This is a genomic window from Intrasporangium sp., assembly GCF_039812505.1.
Classification (GTDB): Bacteria; Actinomycetota; Actinomycetes; order Actinomycetales; family Dermatophilaceae; genus Intrasporangium_A.
Genome location: NZ_JBDIAQ010000010.1, coordinates 40,374 through 47,759, shown reverse-complemented (window position 1 = coordinate 47,759; position 7,386 = coordinate 40,374). Strand labels below are relative to the sequence as shown.

Annotated in this window: 9 protein-coding genes; 7 read left to right on the top strand and 2 right to left on the bottom strand. The window is 73.6% G+C overall.

Annotated elements, in window-relative coordinates:
- The coding region (locus tag WMI84_RS03005; RefSeq protein WP_347350523.1) for a 1,4-dihydroxy-2-naphthoyl-CoA synthase at window positions 1-955 on the bottom strand (955 nt) is incomplete at its 3' end.
- A 39-nt stretch (window positions 956-994) separates the two neighbouring features.
- Window positions 995-1,360, bottom strand: coding sequence for an antibiotic biosynthesis monooxygenase family protein (locus tag WMI84_RS03000; protein ID WP_347350522.1), 366 nt, complete (start codon window positions 1,358-1,360; stop codon window positions 995-997).
- A 114-nt stretch (window positions 1,361-1,474) separates the two neighbouring features.
- Between WMI84_RS03000 and WMI84_RS02995 the strand changes: the two genes are divergently transcribed.
- The 7 genes from WMI84_RS02995 to WMI84_RS02965 all read left to right on the top strand — a co-directional run bounded on the left by WMI84_RS02995 (window position 1,475) and on the right by WMI84_RS02965 (window position 7,373).
- Window positions 1,475-2,140: a helix-turn-helix domain-containing protein gene (locus WMI84_RS02995; RefSeq protein WP_347350521.1), complete on the top strand. Its 666-nt coding sequence runs from the start codon at window positions 1,475-1,477 to the stop codon at window positions 2,138-2,140.
- Window positions 2,141-2,192: 52 nt separating this feature from the next.
- Window positions 2,193-2,672, top strand: a complete 480-nt coding sequence (locus tag WMI84_RS02990; RefSeq protein WP_347350520.1) for an NUDIX domain-containing protein — start codon at window positions 2,193-2,195, stop codon at window positions 2,670-2,672.
- A 71-nt stretch (window positions 2,673-2,743) separates the two neighbouring features.
- A complete protein-coding gene (locus WMI84_RS02985; protein WP_347350519.1) occupies window positions 2,744-3,274 on the top strand; it encodes a YbhB/YbcL family Raf kinase inhibitor-like protein in 531 nt (176 codons plus the stop codon).
- A 200-nt stretch (window positions 3,275-3,474) separates the two neighbouring features.
- A complete protein-coding gene (locus WMI84_RS02980; RefSeq protein WP_347350518.1) occupies window positions 3,475-5,217 on the top strand; it encodes a VWA domain-containing protein in 1,743 nt (580 codons plus the stop codon).
- A gap of 92 nt (window positions 5,218-5,309) precedes the next feature.
- Entirely contained in the window at window positions 5,310-5,570 is a 261-nt protein-coding gene (locus tag WMI84_RS02975; RefSeq protein ID WP_347350517.1) for a hypothetical protein, read from the top strand.
- A 46-nt stretch (window positions 5,571-5,616) separates the two neighbouring features.
- Window positions 5,617-6,618 (top strand): o-succinylbenzoate synthase, encoded by a 1,002-nt coding sequence (locus WMI84_RS02970; RefSeq protein ID WP_347350516.1) that lies wholly within the window; start codon window positions 5,617-5,619, stop codon window positions 6,616-6,618.
- Window positions 6,615-7,373 (top strand): 3-keto-5-aminohexanoate cleavage protein, encoded by a 759-nt coding sequence (locus WMI84_RS02965; protein ID WP_347350515.1) that lies wholly within the window; start codon window positions 6,615-6,617, stop codon window positions 7,371-7,373. The genes WMI84_RS02970 and WMI84_RS02965 overlap by 4 nt, the downstream gene beginning before the upstream one ends.
- Window positions 7,374-7,386: the final 13 nt, after the last annotated feature.

Genomic DNA, 7,386 nt, shown 5'->3' with positions numbered 1-7,386 from the left:
AGGGCGTCCAGTCGGGGTCGCGCTTCTCCAGGAACTGGTCGCGGCCCTCGATCGCCTCGTCGGTCATGTAGGCCAGTCGCGTCGCCTCGCCGGCGAACACCTGCTGGCCCGTGAGCCCGTCGTCGACCAGGTTGAAGGCGAACTTCAGCATCCGCTGGGCCTGTGGGCTCTTGCCCATGATCTCGGCGGCGGCCTGCAGCGCCTCCCGCTCGAGGTCGGCGTGGTCGGCGACGATGTTGACCGCGCCCATCCGGTGCATGTCCTCGGCGGTGTAGGTGCGGCCCAGGTGGAAGATCTCGCGGGCGAGCTTCTGGCCGACCGACCTGGCCAGGTAGGCCGACCCGTAGCCCGCGTCGAAGGAGCCCACGTCGGCGTCGGTCTGCTTGAACCGGGCGTGCTCCCGCGAGGCGATCGTCAGGTCGCACACGACGTGCAGCGAGTGCCCGCCCCCGGCGGCCCAGCCGCTGACGACGGCGATCACGATCTTGGGCATCGTCCGGATGAGGCGTTGGACCTCGAGGATGTGCAACCGTCCGCCGGCCGCCCTGGCGCGCGCCTCGTCGACGCCGGCCGCGGTCGGGTCGGCGTCCGCAGAGGTCGCGTACTGGTATCCCGACCGACCACGGATCCGCTGGTCGCCGCCGGAGCAGAAGGCCCACTTGCCGTCCTTCGGCGAGGGCCCGTTGCCGGTGAGCAGCACGACCCCGACATCCGGTGTCATCCGGGCGTGGTCGAGCGCGCGGTAGAGCTCGTCGACGGTGTGCGGGCGGAACGCGTTGAGCACCTCGGGCCGGTCGAAGGCGACCCGCACCACACCCGACTCGGGCCGTGGCCGCCCCTCGCGGGTGCGACGGCGGTGGTAGGTGATGTCGGTGAAGCCGAAGCCGGGGACGACATCCCACTCGCTCGGGTCGAAGATCTCGGAGGGGGCGCCCGCAGCGCGCTCGGTGCTCACGGACCGACCCTAACGACGACCCGGCCGGAGTCCCACGACTCAGGCCGGCACGACCTCGGTGTCCACCTCGTAGAGCGTGGGGACGCTGGGGAACGCCTGCCAGCCCGCGGCCGTCACGACCCGGCGGAACTCGTCGGTCGAATGGGCCGCGCGGTAGGCGCGCTCGGACTCCCAGCCGGCCACGTTGACCCACCGGAACTGCGCACCCGGGCTGAGCGCCCGGTGCAGCCGGAGCGAGACGAAGCCGGGCTGGCGGACGAAGTACTCGCTGGTCCGCCGCCAGAGCGCGGTGAACGCCTCGTCCCGGCTCTCGTCGACGACGAAGCCGTTGATGAGGGTGACGGGGCCGTCGACCTCTGCGGCGTTCGCCGCGGCGGTCCGGTCCTCGGGGCTCAGCTCGGTCATGATGTTCTCCTCGTAGTGCACTGATGTGTAGCGACAACACAGTTGTAAAGTAAGAGAGTCGCCCTGTCAAGTGCATTGGTATGCACTCAGTGCAGGCCTGGCTACTCTTGCAGGGTGACCACGACCTCCCCACCCACCACCGGAAGGGCGGCCCAGCGCCGCCGTACCCGACGCGCCATCGTCGATGCGACCATGGCCCTGCTCGCCCGCGGTGTGGAGCCGTCGATGGCCGAGATCGCGACGGAGGCCGACGTGTCCCGCCGGACGATCTACCTGCACTTCCCAACGGTCGACCAGCTCGTCCTCGACGCCACCGTCGGGCTGATGAACGTCGACGTGGACCACGCCCTCGAGCGCGTCACCTCCCGCGACCCGGAGGAACGGCTCACGGTCCTGGTCGCGGAGCTGTACCGGTCGATGGAGCCGTCGCTCCCCTTGGGGCGCAGGCTGGTCAAGCTAACCGTCGAAGGAGTCCCCAGCCCGGACGGCACGCCGCGGCGAGGCTTCCGCCGGATCGCCTGGATCGAGTGGGCGCTCGAGCCGGCCAAGGACCTGCTCACCCCGACGGAGTACGGCGACCTGGTCTCGGCGCTCGCGATGGTCATCGGGTGGGAGGCCTTCATCGTGCTGCTCGACGTGCGCGCGCTGCAGCCGCCGGCCGCCCGCGCGCTCACCGTCCACACCGCGTGCACCCTGCTGCGGGCCGCACTGCCGCCGGCCGCACTGCCGCCGGCCGCGGGTCCCACCACCCGGCGGCGCCCCCGCACGGGCGCCGGCTGAGCGGCATACCCGCATCGGTGGGTGAGGGGCCGGCGGCGTTAGGGTCGCCGGTATGCCGATCCCTCCGTATGTCGCCCACCTGCGCACGATGATCGGCCACGACCTGCTGTGGTTGCCCGGGTGCACCGCGGTCGTGCTGCGAGAGGTCGGGCACGGCACGGAGGTGCTGCTGCTGCGCCGGTCGGACACCGGTGAGTGGACCCCGGTGACCGGGATCGTCGACCCGGGCGAGGAGCCCCACGTCGCCGCCGTGCGCGAGGTGCTCGAGGAGACCTGCGTCGTCGCCGAGGTGGAGCGGCTGGTGTGGGTGAGCGCGGGCGAGGTGATCCGGCACGTCAACGGTGACCGGGGCCAGTACCTCGACCACACGTTCCGCTGCCGGTGGGTCTCCGGCGAGCCGCGGCCCGGTGACGACGAGGCGACCGAGACGGCGTGGTTCGAGCTGGGCGCGCTGCCGCCCATGCCGCGACGACACGTCGAACGGGTCGCTTGTGCGGTAGCGGACCCGCGCGAGGTGCGACTCGGCCGGTAGGGGCCGGACGTTCGGTCGGATCGGACCGCCTGGGTGGGTTGGCGCCGGCACCGGGCGGCTACGGTGCAGGTATGAGCCTCGATCGACCCCAGCACCCCGATCCCTACGAGCTGTTGCCCAAGGTCGCCTCGTTCACCGTGACGAGCGCAGACGTCACCGACGGCCGGCCCCTCAAGGACGACCAGGTCGCGGCGGGGGGCAACACGAGCCCGCAGCTCACCTGGTCCGGCGCGCCGGAGGGGACGAGAAGCTACGTGGTGACGATGTTCGACCCCGATGCGCCGACGCCGTCCGGCTTCTGGCACTGGGCCGTGGTCGACATCCCCGCCGAGGTCACCTCGGTGCCGGCCGGGGCCGGGGCGGCCGGTGGGGCGGGCCTGCCGCCGGGTGCCTTCATGCTGCGCAACGACGGCGGTCAGGTGGCCTTCATGGGGGCCGCGCCGCCGCCGGGCGACATGGTGCACCGGTACTACGTGGTGGTGCACGCGGTCGGCGAGGACTCGCTCGGCATCGACGCGACCACCTCGAACGCCTTGCTCAGCTTCAACCTGGCCTTCAAGACGCTCGGACGCGCGATCGTGGTGGGCACTTACCAGCACTGAGGCACCCGGGGGACACCCGGCGCCTCGCCCCGCGGGGCGGGCGGCAGCGACCAATCCGGTCGACCTCCGTTGTCGAGGGCGCGCCGGGCTGTCAGAATCTGCGCATGGGGAGCGAACCGGGCGGTTCTGACGCCGCTGCACATACCACGCACAGATCTTCCTCGGGGCGGGGGGGCAGACACCGGGCACCGGTGTCGCGGGTGAGCCGTCTCCTGACACCTACGGCGTTCGTCGTCGTGGTGGCCCTGGCCCTGGGCCTGGGGTGGTGGACCGTGTCGCACCGCACGCCGGGGTCGGAGGCGGTGGCCGCCGCGGCGTGCGGGCCGCAGCGGGTGCCGTTGTCGATCACGGCATCGGCGTCGGTGGCGCCGCTGGTGGCGCAGGCGGCCAAGGCCTTCGACGCCGGGACGGCGTCCCTGGTCGACGGACGGTGTACCCACACCCGGGTGGTGACGGCCGACGCCATGGAGTTCGGGGACACCCTGCTGGCCGCATCGGAGTCCAAGGGCGGCGCTGCGGCACCGACCGCGTGGGTGCCGGACGGCACGGTGTGGCGTGAGGTGCTGGCTCGGCGACCGGAGCTGTCGGCCCTGCTGCCCCGGGCCTACCCCGTCGTCGCGGTCAGCCCGGTGGTCGTGGCCGCGGCCAAGCCGATGGCGCAGGCGCTGGGGTGGCCGGGCCGGCAGCCCAGCTGGGACCGGTTGCTGGGGCTGGCCAAGGACGGCCGGGGCTGGGGTGCCCAAGGACATCCGGAGTGGGGCCGGGTACGGCTGCTCTGGCGCGACCCGCTACGGACCGCGGTGGCCCTGGAGGCGACGGTCAGCCTGACCGAGCGGGTGGTCGCGGACACGGAGAGCGTCGATGACGTGCGCCGGGCCCTGCTGGGGGCGCACAGCGCGATGGCCGGGCTGGACGCGAACCCGGCCAGGGACCTGGCGCCGCTCAAGGCCGAGGCCAAGGGCCCCGGTGCGGCGTTGCAGAACGCGCCGCTGGTGCCGATGACCGAGCAGGAGGTCATCGCCTTCAACGACTCCCGGCCGAAGATCCCGCTGGCGGCCATGTACCCCAGCGACGGGGTCGACCCGGTGCAGGTGCCGCTGATCACGGTCCGTGCGCCGTGGGTCGACGACGCCCAGCGGGCCGCGTTGGACCGCTTCGCCGAGTTCCTGGTGACCGGTCAGGCGGCCCGCGCGTTCGCGCAGGCGGGCTGGCGCACCCCACGGCTGACGCCCTCGCCGGTGGCCGCGGAGGGCGCGATCGCCAGCGAGCCCCAGTACGTGCCGGCCGCGCCGGCGGTCAGCACGGTCGCCCAGACGATGCAGCGGTGGAGTGCCCTGGACCGTCCCGGGTCGGTGCTGGTCGTGCTGGACGTGTCCGGGTCGATGAGGGAGCGGGTGCCGGCAGCCGACAACGCGACCCGGCTCGACCTCGCCAAGGCCTCGATCACAGCGTCGCTGCCGCTGTTCTCCGACCGCACCGCGGTGGGGCTGTGGACGTTCTCGCGGCACGAGGGGCGCACCGACCACACGGTGGTGCTCGACCCGGGCCCGCTCTCGCGCACGGTGGGCGGGGTCAGCGCCCGGGACCGGTTGCAGCAGGCGGTGGCGCGGCTGCAGGCCGACGGGGCGACCGGGCTGTACGACACGGTCATCGCGGCGGCCCGGACGGCCCAGTCCCACTGGCGACAGGGGTCCAACACGATCGTGCTGATCAGCGACGGCCGCAACGAGGACCCGGGCAGTGCCACGCTCGCCCAGGTGCGCCAGCAGGTGGCTGCGCTGAAGGACCCGAGACGTCCGGTGCGGATCCTGAGCATCGCCCTGGGCAGCAAGGCGGACACCAACGCGTTGCGCCAGATCTCGCAGGCCACCGGAGGGCAGGCCTACGTGGCGCGCGACGCCAAGGACCTCGACAAGGTGTTCCTGACCGCGCTGACCGACTGACAGATGTCATGGCCAGGTGCTGACAACCGCACCCGGGGGCTCCAGCCCGCGCGACGTACCGTGAGGGAAGCAAATCACCGCTGGAGGTCTCGATGCTCACCCCACGCCACGCCATCACCGCAGGGCTCGTGCTCGTCGTGCTCGCGGTCGTCCTGATGACGGGCGGGCACGGGTTCTGGGTCGTCTTCCCCCTCATCTGGTTCGCCGGCCACCGCTCGTGCGGAGGCGCGCGCCACCGCGGCCGCTGCCCCGACCCGCGCCGGGAGCAGGATGCCTCGCCGGCCGACCCGGCCGACCCGCCGGCGCCCGACCCGACCCGTGACCGGCACGAGGCCTTCCCGGGCTCGCACTGAGCAAGGTGCGCGCAGGACGGCCGGCCGCGTCGGTCATGATGGCCTCGTGACCGACCTGCCCAGCACCGACGACCTGCTCGCCACCGCGCGGGTCGTCTCGATCCCGATGCGCGTCCCCTTCCGCGGGCTGCGCACGCGCGAGGCGCTCCTGTTCGAGGGGCCGCGTGGCTGGGGGGAGTTCGCCCCGTTCGTCGAGTACGACGACACCGAGTCCGCCCGCTGGCTCGCGGCCGGGATCGACTGGGCGTATGCCGCCCAGCCGGCTCCCGCGCGTGACGTGGTCCCGGTCAACGCGACCGTCCCCGCCGTGGCGCCGGATCGGGTCGCCGGGGTGCTGGCCCGGTTCGACGGGTGCAGCACGGCCAAGGTCAAGGTCGCCCACGCCGGACAGAGCCTCGCCGACGACGTCTGCCGGGTGGCGGCCACCCGGGACGCGCTGGGGGCGAGCGGACGTGTCCGCGTGGACGCGAACGGCGGGTGGGACCTCGACACCGCGGTTGACGCGCTGTGCCGGCTGGCGCCATACGGCCTCGAGTACGCCGAACAGCCCTGTGCCACGGTCGAGGACCTGAGACGGCTCCGGACCGCCTTGGCACACAAGGGCATTGACGTGCGCATCGCTGCCGACGAGTCGATCCGCAAGGCGGCCGACCCGCTCCGGGTCGCGCGGCTCGGCGCAGCGGATGTCGTCGTCGTCAAGGCCGCCCCGCTCGGCGGGGTCGCTGCGGCGCTGCAGGTCGTCGCCGAGTGCGGGCTGCCCGCCGTCGTGTCGTCCGCACTCGACACGAGCGTCGGGATCGCCGCCGGCGCCGCGCTCGCGGCGGCGCTGCCCTCGCTCGAGTTCGCCTGTGGGCTGGGTACGGTCGGGTTCTTCGACGGCGATGTCACCGACGCTCCGCTGCGACCGGCCGGGGGAGCGCTACCGGTCCGGCGGCCCCCGGTCAGCCCCGACCGGCTCGCAGCGCTGGCCGCACCGGCGGACCGGGAGCAGTGGTGGCGCGACCGGCTGGTCCGCTGCGCGCGGGTGCTCGAGGAGTCGCGACCGTGATCCAGGCCTGCCTCAACGGGAGCCGGCGGCCGGGAACCCACCCGCGGCTGCCGCTGACCCCGGCGCAGCTCGCGGAGGCGACGCTGTCGTCCGCGACCGCAGGCGCAGCCATGGTGCACGTGCACCCGCGCGACGAGCGGGGTCTCGAGACCCTCGACCCGCACGAGGTGGTGGCCGCGGTCGGCGCGATCCGGGAGCGGGCGCCCGGCGTCCGGGTCTCGGTGACGACGCGGGACGGCATCGCCGGCACGAGCCACGAGAAGCTCGCCCTCGTGCAGGCCTGGCCCGGTCCGGAGCTGGGCGGGCCGGACTGTGCGAGCGTCAACTGGCACGAGGACGGCGCCGCCGAGCTGGCCCGGACCCTCGTGACCAGGGGAATCACCGTGGAGGCCGGCATCTGGACGCCGCAGGCGGCCACCCGGTTCGTCGCGACCCACTGGCCGTGGCAGGTCGAGCGCATCCTCGTCGAGGCCGTCCCCGGCACCAGCCGCGGCTCGACCGGGAGGTGGGCCGTCGAGCGGATCCTCGCGGCGCTCGGGATGCTGCCGGCCCAGGTGCTCGTGCACGGGGCAGATGTGTGGACCTGGCCGGTGCTGCGCTGGGCGCGGTCCGCCGGGTACGCGATCCGGATCGGGCTCGAGGACACGCTGGTGCTGCCCTCCGGGCGCGAGGCCCACGACAACGCCGCGCTCGTCGAGGCCGCCCGTCAGGAGGTCGGCGGGGTGGCGACGTGGCCCCTGCGTCGGCCCACCTGACCGAGCCGCGCGC